The following is a 14,432-nucleotide window of genomic DNA, read 5'->3' as shown; positions in this document are numbered from 1 at the left end:
GAACCGCCGTACTCCGCAAGCTGATCCCCACTGGCTTCCATAGGACAACTCTGCCAAAGACCACTGACAAAAGTGCCAGCCAAAGACGCTATGTGGAAAACCTACAGTAAGGCCGCGTTGGTGGTCAGCGCGACGGGGCTTCCGCGGAATCCGAGGTGCGCTTCTCCTTCTGCCACGGCCACCGGCCCGTAATTTCCAGCTCCAACGAAAAGCTAAGGAAGGTCCGGATCAGCACAATGATGGACAGAACCCCGACGCTTTCGAACGTCGGAGTGACAGCCACGGTGCGAATGATGTCGGCGGCGACCAGGAGTTCGAGGCCCAGCAGGATGGACCTGCCCAGCAGCTGCCGGTAGAGACGGTAAACGCTGAGGTTTTCAGCCCCCGCAGGCAGGTTACGCGGCTGGTGCCCACGGAGTGCCAGAGGAATGGAAACCAGGGCACCGATGACCATAACAGCCACCCCGGCAAAGTCGACGAACTCTCCGACCGTCTCAATGATGTGTCGAAAATCCACGGTTCCCTTGCCTCACTTGCGTCTCAAAGTTGCTGCCGTCCAGGGGACAGCCTAGCGCTGGCAGGCCGGGGGAAGGTCTTTGAGCTATGGGTGCCGGACCCCGTTGCCGGCGAGAATGTCCCGATAGCCCTCGCGGAACGACGGAAAGACGAACTCGAAACCAGTGCTGTGGAGGAGAGCGTTGCTGCAGCGCTTGTTGCCCCCGCGCGCCGGGCCTGCATCCCCAACGGGAGGCTCAACCAAACCCATCTCCGCGGCAAGAAAGCGGAGCACGGCGCCGAGGTCGGCGGGATCGTCGTCCACCCCGATGTAAACAGGCGCCGGCGCTGAAGGCAGAGTGGCCAGATGGACGATGGCAGCAGCAGCGTCGTCGCGATGGATGCGGTTGGTGTAGCGGACGTCTTCCGGGATGATGGCTGAACCACTGCGTACCTGGTCGATCAACCGCGTCCTGCCGGGGCCATAGATGCCACCCAGGCGGAGTGCGACCGCCTCGGTTGCTGTCCCAGTAAACCTGGCATGGAGGAGTTCCTCGGCCTCCAGAAGAACCCGCCCTGAGAAGCTGCCGGGAACCGCCGTCGTGCGCTCATCAACCCAGCCGCCGCTGGCGTCGCCATAAACAGCGGTGGAAGAGACGAAGAGCACCCGCTCCGGCGTCACGCCGTCGCGCTCCAATGCGTCAAGGACATTGGCGACGCCCTGCACGTACGCAGACCGGTAGGCCTCCTCCGTTGGTGAGTCTGCAGCTACGGCTATCACGACGGCGGTGGTGTCGGGCGGGACCGGCGGCAGGTCGGCTGCGCTCAGGTCAGCCGCCACACCTTCGATCGCGGCTGGCAGCTTCTGGGGCGAGCGGCGCCAGCCAACCACGCGGTGGCCTTGGGCAGCGAAACGTAGTCCGGCTTCGGTTCCGAGATCGCCACAGCCGGCAAGGAGGATTGTCATGCTTTACGGTGCCTCCACCGGGAAGAACACGCGCGGGTCCTGCAGGAGTGCAGGGTAGGCAAAGGCGGACCGGTCGATGATCTCCGTGACAGTGAAGTTCCGACCGAACCTGCCGTCGTCGAGCTTGATGGGCCGGCCCACCACCTGTCCCACGGCAAACTTGGCACCGTGTTCGAAGGGGACAGCAACGGGCGTCTTCCCGGGCAGCGTGGAGAAGGCCTCCTCCTGCGCCAGGCGCTTGCGGGTGGGTTTCTTCACCAGTTGCTTCGGCGGGGCCTTCCGGGGCTGCTTCGAGGGGCGCCGGGATCCGTCCTCGATGTACACCGGGGTGTAATCGTCGTCGGAATCAGCAGCCACGGCAGCGGTGAACCCATGCACGGGCGGCAGGGCCACAGTGTTCAACGTTTGGGGATCGACGTCGGCATGCGGCGAACGGAGGATCCAGAGAATGTCACCTTCGGGTTCATGCGGCAGGAACTCATGCTTGGGTTCAGGCCAGAGGTAATCCATGTCCGGTACCGCATCAGTAAAGATGGAGCTGTAGAACTTGGGTTCCTTGCGCACCAGCTTGGAGCGGTGGCTGAGGTGGAAATCCGGATCTCCAAGCCACGGCGGCATAGGAATCTTCGAGGCGTAGTCCGGGTGGGCGGCCTGCGGGGCGAACTCGGTAATGTTTTCGCGGGTCTTGTCGGGGTGCCCGCGCTTGGTCCACTCGTCCACCATCGCCAGCCCGTACATGGTCAGTGCGGGCACGTAACCCATCCACATCCGGATCGCCGGGTGGGTCTGCCAGCCGTATCCGGGAATCACCAGGGACCGGAGCGTCTGCAGCGCCTCGACGCGCTGCTTGCCGAGCCGGGCAGTGTCCAAGGCGGCGGCGCTCTGCCGGAAATCGGGGTACGGGAGGAAAGTTTGCATCCCTTCAGTCTGACGGCAGCGGGCGGATGTGCCAATTGCAGTGCCCGGCGCCACAGACGGGGCACTGAAATGTTCACATAGTGGACCTATGCATACACCGGATGGACGGAACCACTAAGATCACCGCAACCACCCCAGCGTTTTGGAAGCCTTCTCATGACATCTTCAGTTGAAAAAACCACCGGAACCACCCACTCCTTCGTGCCCCGCTACGGGCAGATGCTGAGTCCGGAACTCAAGGGCATCCTGGTCCTTGATGAATTTACCCTTGACCCTGAGGCAGCGCGCAAGGAGCAGCACGGCTTCCGCGCCGGCATGGCTGCCGTCGCCACCACCATGCGCCGCATCGCAGCTGCGCGCGTCGTTATCGCGATCGTGGCTATCGCCAACCTGCCGCTCTTCCTGCTCTCCAGCGGATGGTGGATTTATGCCGTCTCGCTCACCCTCGTCGTCGGCGTTCACGCCGCGGTTACTTGGCTGAACCGCCACGAGCCCCGTCTCAAGCAGCAGTCGGCGCTGGAGCTGCACCTGCACCGCGAACGCAGCGCAAACTACCGCAAGGTCCGCGACGCCGTGAAGTACATGATCGACACCCCCAGCCGCATGAACGAGCACCTCTACCTGGAGCTCCTGGCCGCCAAGCGCGTCGCCCTCAACCTGGCCCACGGGACCGTTGCCCTCCTGGACACCTCCGACGAATCTGCCTGGAAGGTCCGGATCGTCCGCGAACTGCCCGTGGCCAGCTAAGTCCTGCGTCTGCACCACATAAAAAAGTACGACGCCGGCCCGCCCCTTTTGGGGGCGTGCCGGCGTCGTTTTTTGGTCAACGGAATTTGTCTATCGCCGACCGATGAGGGAGCCCTGTGCGGGACCCGGGCACTAACGTGCCGTCGCTTACGCGGGAAGCTGGATGACCTGTCCCTCGAAGACGAGGTTCGGGTCAGAAATGGTATCCAGGTTCGCGTCGGCAAGGTGCTGCCAGCCGCCCTGGATGCCCAGCTTCTGGGCCACGATGCTCAGGGTATCGCCGGCCTGCAGCGTGTAGGTCTCGCCGCTCAGGGCCACCGACGTGACGTGCCTGGCCACAGGCGCCTGGACGGCAGGCGCCGAGACAACGGGCGCGGCCTGAACGGGCGCCACCTGGACAGGTGCCGCTTGGACCGGGGCGCTCTGGACGGGAACGCTCTGCGGTGCGACGCCGGTGGCACCTCCGCTCAGGCCGAGCTGCGCAGCGCAGGACGGCCAGGCGCCCCAACCCTGCGACGCCTGGACCTGCTCGGCTACGGCAATCTGCTGCTCACGGCTGGCATTGGCGGCTGAACCTGTGCCGCCGTAAGCAGCCCAGGTGCTGGGGCTGAACTGCAGGCCGCCGCTGTAGCCGTTGCCCGTGTTGATGGCCCAGTTGCCGCCGCTCTCACACTGGGCGAGGGCATCCCAGGTGGACGTGCTGGTGGCGGCGTTGGCCCCGGTGGCGGAAAGGGCGATGCCTGCAGCCGAAATGGCGGCCACGGTGGCTCCGCGGCGCGCGGCAGTACGGAAAGGGGTGTTTTTCATGATGGTGATGCTCCTGAAGGCCACCTGCGCTGGTTCCGTCCCCGGAGATCATCGCGCCACTGCCCACCCCTGACAAATAGAGGTCAAGTTCGGTGGCTGCCAGCTGGGCAGTTCTGGTGGAGGCAGCACCGGGCATTCATGCGCCCACGTTCGCGGGCTTGCACTTCACGCTAGGACATCAACCGGCCGTTATCAAATCGAGATTTTTCTGGGCGTTGGCTGGTGCTTCCCTGAACGAGGGCGGCGGCCAGATACGGGGCAGTGCGGCTTTCCTGGGACTGCGCGACGACGGCGGGTGTCCCCATTGCCATAACTTGCCCGCCTTTGTCCCCGCCTGACGGTCCCAGATCGATTACCCAGTCCGCACCGGCCACCACAGCCATCTCATGCTCAACAACCACCACGGAGTTTCCGGCGTCCACCAGTCCGTGGAGCTGCGCCATCAGCAATTCCACGTCGGCGGGGTGCAGGCCGGTGGTGGGCTCATCCAGCAGGTACAGGGTGTGGCCCCGCTGCGCCCGCTGAAGCTCACTGGCCAGTTTGATGCGCTGCGCCTCTCCACCGGACAGTTCCGTGGCCGGCTGCCCGAGCCGAAGATAGCCGAGCCCGACGTCCTGCAGGCTCTTCAGGCTCCGGGCGGCCGCAGGGACGTGGACCAGGAACTCCGCGGCGAGGTCCACGGTCATGGCCAGCACGTCCGCCACGGTCTTGCCGCGGTACTCCACCTCGAGCGTTTCGGGGTTGTAGCGGGATCCGGCGCATTCCGGGCAAGGTCCGTAGCTGCCGGGCAGGAAGAGCAGTTCCACTGCCACAAAGCCCTCGCCCTGGCAGGTCTCACAGCGCCCGCCGGCCACGTTGAACGAAAACCTGCCCGCACCGAAGCCGCGGAGCTTGGCTTGTTCGGTGGCAGCAAATTCCTTGCGGACAGCGTCGAAAAGTCCCGTGTAGGTAGCCAGGTTGGAGCGCGGCGTCCGCCCGATGGGTTTCTGGTCCACGGTCACCAGGCGGTCGATGTGGTCGACTCCCGTGGCGTCTCCCAGGGCAAGGGGCTCCGGGGACTCCTCAGTCTCAGCAGGCGATCTCAGTCCGGAGCCGACAACCTCGCCAAGCACCCGGCTGACAAGGGTGGACTTTCCCGAGCCCGAAACGCCGGTCACGGCAGTAAGGACGCCAAGGGGAAAACGGGCATTCAGTCCGCGCAGGTTGTGCCGGCTGACGTCCGTCAACTCCAGCCATCCCGCAGGCTCCCTTGTCTTCTCCTTACGCGCAACCCCGGGCACTTGTGGCATGGCGTCGCCAAAAAGGAACGGCCTGGTGACGGAGGCCTCGATGCCGGCCAGCCCGTCCACTGGCCCGCTGTAGAGCACCTCACCGCCGCCTTCGCCCGCCCGCGGGCCCACGTCCACCAGCCAATCGGCCCTGCGGACCACGTCCATGTTGTGCTCCACCACGAACACCGAGTTGCCCGATGCCTTCAGTTGTTCCAGGACGTCCAGGAGGGGTTCTGCGTCGGCCGGATGGAGTCCGGCTGACGGTTCGTCCAGCACGTAGATCACGCCGAAGAGGCCGGAGCGCAGCTGGGTGGCGATGCGCAGCCGCTGCATCTCGCCCGGCGACAGGGTGGGCGTAGCCCGGCCCAGGGCGAGGTAGCCCAGCCCGAGGTCCAGCAGGACGGTGATGCGGTGGAGCAGGTCCCTGGTGATCGCTACCGCAACCTCGTTCGACTCGCCGGAAACCTGCGTGCGTGAGGCCGTGCCGGCGTCGGCCAACTCCGACGTGGGCCGGACGATCTCCGCGAGGTCCGCCATGGGGAGGCGGTTGAGTTCCGCGATTGTCCTGCCGGCAAACGTCACCGCCAAGGCCTCCGGTGTCAGCCCCGTCCCGGAACAGAGCGGGCACGGCCCTGACTCCATAAACGCCAGCACCCGCTCGCGCATGGCGGCGCTCTGCGAATCGGCCAGCGTATGGAGCACATAGCTCCTGGCACTCCAGAAGCGCCCCTTGTACGGTTTGGCCACGCGGTCACGCTGGGGAGTCACCTCCACCACGGGCTGTTCCTCGGTGAAGAGGATCCAGTCGCGGTGTTTCTTCGGCAGTTTGCGCCACGGGATGTCGACGTCGTAACCCAGGTGTACAAGGATGTCCCGCAGGTTCTTTCCCTGCCACGCGCCGGGCCAGGCAGCGATGGCGCCATCACGGATGCTCAATGACGGGTCCGGGACCAGCGAGGATTCAGTGACGGTGTGGGCTATGCCCAGGCCGTGGCATTCCCGGCACGCCCCGGCGGCTGTATTGGGAGAGAAAGCGTCCGAGTCCAGCTGTGCGCTGCCGGCCGGGTAGGTGCCCGCGCGGGAAAAGAGCATGCGCAGGGAGTTGGAGAGCGTGGTGACAGTACCCACCGTGGACCGGCTGCTGGGTGCGCCGCGGCGCTGTTGAAGCGCGACGGCGGGCGGCAGGCCGCTGATCAGCTCCACTTTGGGATTGTGCCCCTGCTGGATGAGGCGGCGGGCGTACGGGGCTACAGATTCGAAGTAGCGGCGCTGGGCCTCCGCGTAGATCGTACCGAAGGCAAGTGATGACTTCCCGGAGCCGGAAACCCCGGTGAACGCCACGATTGCATCGCGCGGAACATCAACGTCCACGTTGCGGAGATTGTTCTCGCGGGCTCCGCGCACCCGGACAAAACCATCGGTTGCGTGGGTGGGAGGTGAATACTGCAGGTCATCAGCGTGCTTAGTGTTCTGCATTGGTTCGACTCTAGTGGCGAATCCGGCGGCGGGCATTATCCTGACCGGATGGATAACTTTGCGGCCGGTGCTGCCGCGCTTGAAACCGAACCTGATGCAGTTGAGCTCGAGGTCCCTGGCAGGCTCCTGCCGGTGGCGGAACTGCACCTCCACATTGAGGGGACACTCCAGCCGGAGTTGATCTTTGCGCTCGCGGAGCGGAATGGCATCGTGTTGCCGTACAGCGGCCTGGACGAACTTCGCGAAAAGTACGAGTTCACGGACCTGCAGTCCTTCCTTGACCTGTACTACGCCAACATGGCGGTACTGCAGACGGAGGAAGATTTCGCGGACATGACCTACGCCTACCTTGAGCGTGCCGCCGCTGCCGGCGTGCGGCATGCCGAAATAATGATGGACCCCCAGGCCCACCTCTCCCGCGGTATCCCGTTGAAAACCTGCGTCAACGGCGTCGCATCGGTGCTGGCGACGTCCGAAGAGGACTTCGGAATCTCCACCCTGCTGATCGCCGCCTTCCTGCGGGACCTCCCCGAGGAGTCAGCGCTGGAAGTCCTGGGCGAACTGCTGGCAATGAACGCCCCCATTGCTGCGATCGGCCTGGACTCCGCGGAGGTGGGCAATCCGCCGTCGAAGTTTGAGCGGCTTTACGACAAGGCGCGCGAAGCGGGCCTGCGGCTGACCGCCCACGCTGGCGAGGAGGGACCGGCGTCGTACATTATTGAAGCCTTGGACATCCTCGGAGTGGAGCGGATTGACCACGGCATCCGCTGCATGGACGATCCGGACCTCGTGGAGCGCCTCGTTGACGCCCGGATCCCGCTGACCGTGTGCCCGCTCTCCAACGTGCGGCTGCGCGCCGTGGACACCCTTGCCGACCACCCGCTGCCCGCAATGCTCGCGGCGGGACTCAATGTTTCGGTCAACTCGGACGATCCCGCGTACTTCGGTGGCTACGTGGACGACAACTTCGCCCAGCTGGAAACGGTGTTCGAACTCTCTGATTTTGACAAGGCCCGGCTGGCCGCAAACTCCATCCATTCGTCCTTCGCTTCGGAGGAGCGGAAGGCGGAGCTGCTGGACGAATTGAACAGCGGCGAAGTAACCCACTGACGCCTGCTGTGTCTCACGCAACGTCCCCGCCCTGATACCGCTAAACTTGGTGCCGCAGGCGTATCCGGGAAGGTGCGGAGCGGCACCCATGCCAGCGCTACGGGGTTGTGCAGTTCAGCCCTTTACCCGATACTCCAGACTCACTTGGTGGAATGTCCGCTTCATAGTCGGTCACGACACGCAGAGTTAACCATTTCAAGTCGCGCGATTTAACGGGCAGTTGGCATGATGCCTAAGACCGATCGCTTTATAAAAGGGGAATCATGGCCAAGTCCACCGCAGAAAACACCTTCCTTCGACTCAAGACCGTGCTGGATGTCCTGACCGAAGGCGTGTGGTCCGGTGATGCACTGAACGCGGGCCAGGTCCTCGCTGAGGCTACCGCCCGGGTGCCGTTCAACGACCATGAGCGCGAACTGCTCAGCGGCGGCATTCCCCGCGGCCACAAGACGCTGACTTCAGCCACCGCGAAGCTGGTCAAGGCCGGCTGGCTGGTCAAGGGCCGCTCCGGCTGGACCATCACCGAAGACGGCATGCGCGCCACGGTGGCGTTCTCGGATCCGGTGTCCTTCGCCTCCGCGCTCGACGCCGGCACCCCCGTTCCTGCCGAAACCCCGGTTCCCACGGCTCCCGCAGGTTTCGTGCGCCCGACCTTCGCCACCGCCGAAACCGTGGCGCCGGTGGAGACCGCCGCCACGACGGAGCCCAAGAAGCCCGCGAAGAAGACTCCTGCCAAGAAGGCCGCTGCGGCCGTGGGCAAGGCAGCGAAGGTGCTCGAAGACGCCGTCGAGCCCGTTGTGAAGGCTGTGCGCAAGGGCAAGGCTCCGGCCAAGACCACTGAGGAGGCAGCAGCACCTGCTGCTGTTGGTTCCTTCGAGGACCCGGATGTCGAGACGCACCCGCAGCCCGAAGCGGTGGCCGTCGCCGGCGATTTCAACACCATCCTTGGCGCACCCGAGAACTGGGCTCCGCAGTACGACGAAGCGCAGATGGAGTTCGACTTCCTGGACCAGCTCTGGAAGAAGAGCGCTGAACTGCCGGCCGGCAACTACACCTTCAAGATCGCCCTGAACCGGTCCTGGGATGAGAATTACGGCGCTTTCGGCACGTTCGACGGTCCCAACCACGAACTGCACCACGACGGCGGCACGGTGACCATCCGTTACAACCACCGCACCCGCGACATCACCATCAACTAAGCGCCCAAAGCCCGCCCAACTGGGTCGCACTTAACGCCGTGAAAACCCGTTTTCGGAGCGTTAACTGCGACCTGGTTGGGACGGCGGCCGCCGAGCAGTGGTTGGTTAGCAGAGGGGAGCCCCGATGACTGACAGGCAATCTTCGTCGTCCGATGCGTCCGATCCGTCGGATGCCTCGGAGGCCGTGCGGCTGACTGCCCGCGTTTTCGGCGTCGTCCAGGGGGTTGGCTTCCGCTTCTGGACCATGGGCAAGGCGGAGGAGCTTGGCCTCACCGGTGAGGTGAAGAACCTCGACGACGGTTCGGTCGCCCTGGTGGCCGAGGGGCCCCAATGGAAAATCCACGAGCTCCGCGCGTGGCTGAACTCCGATGCCACGCCCGGCCGGGTTGAGCGCGTGGAGGACTCGCTGTCACCCGCTGAAGGCAGCTTCCGCAGTTTCCGGGCCCGCTGAGCGGCAAACGTGTAGGCCTGCCACTCCCTCGCGGGATTGCCTTTCCCTGTTGCCTCACTCCCGCGGGCTGAGGCCGATGAAGGCACCGAGCTCCTCCAAGGCGGCGGGCCGGTGCGGCATGTAGCTGGTCAGTTCGGGGGAGCGGATGATGACCGCCCGCCACTGCCCGCGCGATACCGCAACGTTGATCCGGTTTCTGTTCAGCAGGAACTCCGCCCCGCGGGGTGCCTCGCTGACGGCCGAACACGCCATCGAAACCAGCACCACCGGTGCCTCCTGGCCCTGGAACTTGTCTACTGTTCCGACCCGAACGCCGGTCAGGCCTTCCTCTTCGAGGGATTTCCGGATCAGGTGGACCTGCGCGTTGTACGCGGCCACCACCAAGAGGTCTTCCTGTCCAAGGGGACGTGACTCTGCATCCGTGCCGGGAGTCCACTTCAGCCCAAGATGCCGCCGCGCCTGGCGCACAACCTCGGCGGCTTCCTCCTTCGACGCGGTGGTGTTGCCAGTGTGGTTGACGAAGGCAGTTTCAACCCCTGCAGGCAATCCCTCAAGCTGGCGTTGGGAAGCCGCAGGGGCGGACTGGAGTTTCCCGTCGTAGCTCAGTTGGGAGACTGCACGGCACAAATCCGGGTGCATCCGCCAGCTGTCGGCCAGGAAATAGCCAAGGTTGGCAGGCAGGGTGGCGTGCCTTGCGGCGAGCCAGCCCAACGCGGATTCGTCCACCGGCTCCGGGTGCGCGCCCTGCGAGACCTGCGGCAGCTGCTGCGGATCACCGAGCAGGAGAAGCCGTTTGGCCGCGCGGGAGACAGCCAGGGTGTTGGCGAGCGAGAACTGCCCCGCCTCGTCAATGACCAGTAGATCCAGGGAACCGGCCGGAACTTCCTTGCCCGTCATGGTCCATGCGGTGCCGCCTACGAGGCAGCCGCCGGGAGAAGCCAACAGCCTGGCGACATCACCGTCGGCGGAGGACTTCCATGGAACGTCGTGCGGCGACGAAAGCTTCTTGGCCACCACAGCCGGATCGACGCCGCCGGTTTTGATGGCGCAGCAGAGCAGGTTTTCGACCACGTTATGCGACTGGCCTACAACCCCGATCTTCCAGCCTTCACTAATCAGCCGGCCGATGACGTGGGCGCCGACGTACGTCTTTCCCGTCCCCGGCGGCCCCTGGACGGCGAGGTAGGAACGGTCGAGGTCGCGGACGGAATCGGTGATTGCGGCGGCGTAGTCCGCGGAACCGTCCGGCCGGTGCGGGACGTCCACGGGCTGCTGGAGGGCGCGGAAACGCGGGGGCTGTTTACGCAGGATGTCCAGTCCCGGGTGGGCAGGCAGGTGCGGCACGGAAGAGCCGACGCTGCCGGCGATTTCCGCGATGGCAGCTTCGATGCTGGCGGTGGCCAGGGGCTGGTCCTCCGTGAGGGCAACGGGAAGGTGCGGGTAGGCGGCAACCTTTCCGGACTCACGCTCGGCGATGGTGATGAGTGTGTGCTCCGGGTTGTCCGGCGCCGGCTCAACCTCGCTGATCCTGGTCCCGAACGTGAACGCCCGGGTGCCGGGAGCGGCGTCGGGATCGGCCATGCCGTCCGGCGGCGGTGCATCGTAGAGCCGGCACCAGCTGGAGTCCGCTCGAAAGTCCGATCCCTCCGTCATGGTGCCGTGGAGCCGCAGTATCCGGGTACGCATCCGTTCCCGGGGCTTGGCGAGGGCCCAGTCGGACGTCACTTCCGCCGAAGACACCACAAACACGTTCCGCTGGTCGGACCAGTTCTCGATGGGCGCTTCCACCCTGTCGAAGTGCTGCCACCAGAACTGCTTGCGTTCGCGGCGGTGATAGCCAGTAGCGGCAGCCACCATGGCGATGGCACGTTCGTCGTCCGTCCAGGGGCGGTTGTCCGGCAGCCCGGCGAGATATTCGCGCAGCCTGGACTCCTCGGCAGTTTCTTCCGGGGCCGCCGGGCGTTCCGCCGGTGCGGACCCGGTGCGTTGTCCCGCTTCTGCCTCCGGGGCGGCCCCCGCAGCCGGCTTCCCGGCAATCTCCAGGAGCCAGTCCCGCAGCCGGAGGGTGGAAAGGCAGTCGTACTGGTTGTAGTCGGAAATCGACGTGAGGACCTTCTCGGCCTCTGCGGCGTTCCCCGCATCCCGGGCTGCACAGTAGGCCGCGTAGGCGACTACTGATGCGCCGGCATCCTTGACGTCCCCGGAGCGCAAATTGCTGCCCATGTACAGTGGTTCGAGCCTTTTGATGGAGTACGACGCTTCGGAAATGCGCAAGGACTGCCGGACCGTGGCGTAAAGGTCGACTAGCAGGCCCTCCCGGAGCCAGGCGTCCACAGTGTCCTCGCCGGCCTGGTGGGCAAGGGAGAGGTTTCGCAGCGCTGTCTTTTCGTAGGCGGCGTAGTGGTAGACGTGCATGTCCGGGTAGCGTGCCCGCCGCTCCTCCACGTATTCCAGGAAGTCCAGGAAAGCGCGCCGCTCCTCGGAGCGGGAGTGGGCCCAGAACGGGCGGAAAACAGGATTGCCGGGACTGCCCGGAACCGGAGCCTCAATCACGCCGAACAGGTACTCAATGCCCCAGGCTCCGGTGGCAGGGTCCTGCCAGAGCGGGTCACCCTCGAAGTCAAAAAAGATATCGCCAGGGCTGGGAGCCGGAAGGGAACCGATGGTGTTCTCCGGCAGCACCGTGAACGAGACCGTATGCGGCTGGCCGTCCTTCATGAAGGTCCGCGATCCGGCCGGAGCATCCAGGCCCAGCTGCATCCGGGCCTGGGCCCGCAGCCGGACCACAGAATTTTTGGCTTCCTCGACGGGCAGTGCCGCCAACTGGTCGATGGTGCGGATGCCTACAGCATTCAGCTTCCTGCGCTGCACCACGGACATGCCGGCCACCATCAACAGGTCCCGGTGTACCTGCACCTGCTCCGCGCAGTAGTCACACCTGCCGCAGTGGACGAGCCCGGGCTGCTGCCACTGCACGGCGGTACTGGCCGACCGGTGCTGGCCTGTCAACTCGCGGAACCGGCGGCGCCGCTCCCGGAAAACAGGCAGCAAATCCGAAAGCGGGTGGCTGCTGCGGAGCCAGTCGTCACCCACGCGGGTGCCGAGCACCAGGGTAACTGTCGGGGAGGGCTCGAGTCCCATCCCAAGAAGCTGGTCCCCGTACGCAGCCAGCTGCAGCAGTGCGCCCACTTTCGCGTGCCGGGCCAGCTTCGTGTCCCAGACTTCGTAGCGCCCCGGGCTGCCGGTGCCGGCGGCTTCGTTGACGAGGAAGTCCGCGTACCCGAGGAATTCGCCGTCGAAGAAGGTGGCCTGGAAAACGACGTCGGCCCCGGAACGAAGGGCGAGCTCAGTTTCGGCGTGCTTTGCCTGCAGGTCCCCGCGCAGGTTCTGCCCTCGCTCCAGGGAGTAAACACCCGCAGCCCGGCTGGCATCCCATTGTCCGTACTTGGCGATCAGGCTGGCCAGGACGGTTTGCTCATGCTTGTCACCAAGCTCACCGGCACGGACCTGCATCTCGTCAGCCTGAAAGTCGGCTTTAGGCGCGCGGCCCAGCTTTTCGTCCAGGATCCGGAGCGTGCGGTACTCACATTCGCTGGCCGCCACCAGGTCGCTGGCGGAGAACACCAGGTCCGGCGGCGCGCCGGCCTTTGCAGCTTCGAGCAAAAACACGGGGCCTCCCCATCGACAGCCGGGCTGTGATCATCAGCCTAAGGAAGGTTCCCCGGGCTATGACTCCAACCTAGCAAGAGGCCCTGACAATACGGCCGGGTCAGCCCTTCGCGTCCGCGCGCACCTGGGCTTTGTCGTGCTCGATGTGAGCCTTCCGCAGCAGGTCCATGAACTCGGTCTCGTTGCGGATGAGCTTCTTGTACTTCTCGGGCAGCTTGCGGATCTGGTCCTCCTCGCGGCACATCTTTGCGAAGATCTTGTCCCGCTCCACCATGTCCGTCTCGTAGTTGAGGTCCAGGTACTCGTTGGCGTGGCGCTTGGCGCCGGACACAGCGTTCTTGGCCTTGCCCTTGGGGCTGAAGATGGATGCCAGGACGGTGACCAGCAGGACGCCGAGGATCACGCTCAGGGAGACCTGGGTGCTGACTTCCACCACGTTGACGTGTTGGCCGTCGTTGATGAACGGAAGCGTGTTCTCGTGGAGGGCGTGCAGGATGAGCTTTACGCCGATGAAGCCAAGGATTGCTGCAAGGCCGTAGGAGAGGAAGATCAGACGGTCCAGCAGGCCGTCGATCAGGAAGAACAGCTGCCGCAGGCCCATCAGGGAGAAAGCGGTGGCCGTGAAGACGATGAACACGTTCTGGGTCAGGCCGAAGATCGCCGGAATGGAATCAAGGGCAAAAAGAATGTCCGTGCCACCGATGGCCACCATTACCAGCAGCATTGGCGTGAGGACGCGCTTGCCGTTCTCCATGGTGAACAGTTTGTCGCCGTCGTAGTGTTCCGACGCCGGAAGGAACTTCTTGGCGAGCCGGACCACCAGGCCTTCGGACTCGTCGTCGTGGGCGTTAGGACGGAGCAGGTTGCCGGCGGTGACGAGCAGGATGAGCCCGAAGATGTAGAACACCCATGCGAAGCTGTTGATCAGCGCGGCACCCAAAAAGATGAACGCGGTGCGGGCGATCAGCGAGAAGACGATGCCGAACAGCAGTACCTTCTGCTGGTCCGCACGCGGCACCTTGAAGCTGGCCATGATGATGAGGAACACAAACAGGTTGTCAATGGACAGTGCCTTCTCCGTCACGTATCCGGCGAAGTACTCCGTGCCCATGGTGGGCCCGCCGAAAACCAGCACTCCCAGTCCGAACAGCAGCGCGATACCCACATAGATGGCGGACCAGGTGGCGGATTCCTTGAGCGACGGCGTGTGGGCCTTCCGCACGTGGAAAAAGAAGTCGAAGGCCAGCAGGCCAACAATTCCTGTAATTGTCAGGGTCCAGACATAAGAAGGTACTTCCACGCGGCGGGCCTTTCGTCGGGGT

11 protein-coding genes are annotated in these 14,432 nt (G+C 64.7%); 4 read left to right on the top strand and 7 right to left on the bottom strand.

Annotated elements, in window-relative coordinates:
- Window positions 1-124: 124 nt before the first annotated feature.
- The 3 genes from AC5RUQ_RS12720 to AC5RUQ_RS12710 all read right to left on the bottom strand — a co-directional run bounded on the left by AC5RUQ_RS12720 (window position 125) and on the right by AC5RUQ_RS12710 (window position 2,380).
- Window positions 125-517, bottom strand: a complete 393-nt coding sequence (locus tag AC5RUQ_RS12720; RefSeq protein ID WP_493947689.1) for a DUF1622 domain-containing protein — start codon at window positions 515-517, stop codon at window positions 125-127.
- Between the two features lie 84 nt (window positions 518-601).
- Complete coding sequence (locus AC5RUQ_RS12715; RefSeq protein WP_493947688.1) at window positions 602-1,462, bottom strand: SDR family oxidoreductase; 861 nt, start codon at window positions 1,460-1,462, stop codon at window positions 602-604.
- Between the two features lie 3 nt (window positions 1,463-1,465).
- Window positions 1,466-2,380, bottom strand: coding sequence for an MSMEG_6728 family protein (locus AC5RUQ_RS12710; RefSeq protein ID WP_493947687.1), 915 nt, complete (start codon window positions 2,378-2,380; stop codon window positions 1,466-1,468).
- A gap of 156 nt (window positions 2,381-2,536) precedes the next feature.
- On the opposite strand from AC5RUQ_RS12710, the gene AC5RUQ_RS12705 reads away from it, so the two are divergent.
- The gene (locus AC5RUQ_RS12705; protein WP_493947686.1) at window positions 2,537-3,127 is read left to right on the top strand and encodes a hypothetical protein; all 591 of its coding nucleotides are present in this window, start codon (window positions 2,537-2,539) and stop codon (window positions 3,125-3,127) included.
- A gap of 147 nt (window positions 3,128-3,274) precedes the next feature.
- Here the strand turns inward: AC5RUQ_RS12705 and AC5RUQ_RS12700 are convergent, their stop codons facing one another.
- A complete protein-coding gene (locus AC5RUQ_RS12700) occupies window positions 3,275-3,934 on the bottom strand; it encodes a transglycosylase family protein (protein WP_493947684.1) in 660 nt (219 codons plus the stop codon).
- 170 nt (window positions 3,935-4,104) lie between these two features.
- Window positions 4,105-6,681, bottom strand: coding sequence for an excinuclease ABC subunit UvrA (uvrA, locus tag AC5RUQ_RS12695; RefSeq protein WP_493947682.1), 2,577 nt, complete (start codon window positions 6,679-6,681; stop codon window positions 4,105-4,107).
- 48 nt (window positions 6,682-6,729) lie between these two features.
- On the opposite strand from uvrA, the gene AC5RUQ_RS12690 reads away from it, so the two are divergent.
- The 3 genes from AC5RUQ_RS12690 to AC5RUQ_RS12680 all read left to right on the top strand — a co-directional run bounded on the left by AC5RUQ_RS12690 (window position 6,730) and on the right by AC5RUQ_RS12680 (window position 9,441).
- The gene (locus tag AC5RUQ_RS12690; protein WP_493947680.1) at window positions 6,730-7,791 is read left to right on the top strand and encodes an adenosine deaminase; all 1,062 of its coding nucleotides are present in this window, start codon (window positions 6,730-6,732) and stop codon (window positions 7,789-7,791) included.
- A 263-nt stretch (window positions 7,792-8,054) separates the two neighbouring features.
- Entirely contained in the window at window positions 8,055-8,990 is a 936-nt protein-coding gene (locus tag AC5RUQ_RS12685; RefSeq protein ID WP_493947679.1) for a pullulanase X25 domain-containing protein, read from the top strand.
- Between the two features lie 124 nt (window positions 8,991-9,114).
- Window positions 9,115-9,441, top strand: a complete 327-nt coding sequence (locus AC5RUQ_RS12680) for an acylphosphatase (RefSeq protein WP_493947677.1) — start codon at window positions 9,115-9,117, stop codon at window positions 9,439-9,441.
- Between the two features lie 54 nt (window positions 9,442-9,495).
- Here AC5RUQ_RS12680 and AC5RUQ_RS12675 read toward each other — a convergent pair whose 3' ends face one another.
- Window positions 9,496-13,110 (bottom strand): TM0106 family RecB-like putative nuclease, encoded by a 3,615-nt coding sequence (locus AC5RUQ_RS12675; protein WP_493947676.1) that lies wholly within the window; start codon window positions 13,108-13,110, stop codon window positions 9,496-9,498.
- Between the two features lie 100 nt (window positions 13,111-13,210).
- Window positions 13,211-14,410: a TerC family protein gene (locus AC5RUQ_RS12670; protein WP_493947675.1), complete on the bottom strand. Its 1,200-nt coding sequence runs from the start codon at window positions 14,408-14,410 to the stop codon at window positions 13,211-13,213.
- Between the last annotated feature and the right edge of the window lie 22 nt (window positions 14,411-14,432).

It is taken from the genome of Arthrobacter sp. MDT2-3, assembly GCF_059090465.1.
Note: the sequence above shows the minus strand (reverse complement) of the source record. Positions and strands in the feature narration are given on the sequence as shown.

Excerpts from the sequence above, each read along its gene's own strand:
- AC5RUQ_RS12715 (WP_493947688.1), bottom strand. The coding sequence starts at position 1,462 with ATGACAATCCTCCTTGCCGGCTGTGGCGATCTCGGAACCGAAGCCGGA.
- AC5RUQ_RS12710 (WP_493947687.1), bottom strand. The coding sequence starts at position 2,380 with ATGCAAACTTTCCTCCCGTACCCCGATTTCCGGCAGAGCGCCGCCGCC.
- AC5RUQ_RS12705 (WP_493947686.1), top strand. The coding sequence starts at position 2,537 with ATGACATCTTCAGTTGAAAAAACCACCGGAACCACCCACTCCTTCGTG.
- AC5RUQ_RS12700 (WP_493947684.1), bottom strand. The coding sequence starts at position 3,934 with ATGAAAAACACCCCTTTCCGTACTGCCGCGCGCCGCGGAGCCACCGTG.
- uvrA (WP_493947682.1), bottom strand. The coding sequence starts at position 6,681 with ATGCAGAACACTAAGCACGCTGATGACCTGCAGTATTCACCTCCCACC.
- AC5RUQ_RS12690 (WP_493947680.1), top strand. The coding sequence starts at position 6,730 with ATGGATAACTTTGCGGCCGGTGCTGCCGCGCTTGAAACCGAACCTGAT.
- AC5RUQ_RS12685 (WP_493947679.1), top strand. The coding sequence starts at position 8,055 with ATGGCCAAGTCCACCGCAGAAAACACCTTCCTTCGACTCAAGACCGTG.
- AC5RUQ_RS12680 (WP_493947677.1), top strand. The coding sequence starts at position 9,115 with ATGACTGACAGGCAATCTTCGTCGTCCGATGCGTCCGATCCGTCGGAT.